1 protein-coding gene is annotated in these 362 nt (G+C 42.3%); it reads right to left on the bottom strand.

What is annotated here, in order from left to right; translation table 11 throughout:
• Positions 1-362: transposase (locus ACTQ16_RS16870; RefSeq protein WP_441938595.1), on the bottom strand; the 362-nt coding region annotated here is incomplete at both ends.

The following is a 362-nucleotide window of genomic DNA, read 5'->3' as shown; positions in this document are numbered from 1 at the left end:
AAACAGCTTGCCATACAGACGTTTAGCCAATACATCGAATACCGCTGGATCTTTGTCGCTAACGTTTGCACCAGTGAGAACAAAAGCAATTATCTCACCTCTATCATTACAAGCCAGATGTAGCTTGAACCCATGACACCATCCCATTGTTCCCTTTCCGTCTGTGGCAATGCCTTTGAACACTTTGTTGGCATAACGCCTGAGATTGTGGCATATTGGTATCATGGTTGAATCAACAAAGGTTATACCTGTACATCTGCCAAAAGCACGGAGATTCAGGAAGAACATGAGAGGGAAGAATACGCGACTTTCAAGTTCTACAAAACGGTTATAAGACACTGCATTTGGAAAATATGACTTCA

The organism is Prevotella sp. LCP21S3_D2 (assembly GCF_052118345.1).
Lineage (GTDB): Bacteria > Bacteroidota > Bacteroidia > Bacteroidales > Bacteroidaceae > Prevotella.
Note: the sequence above shows the minus strand (reverse complement) of the source record. Positions and strands in the feature narration are given on the sequence as shown.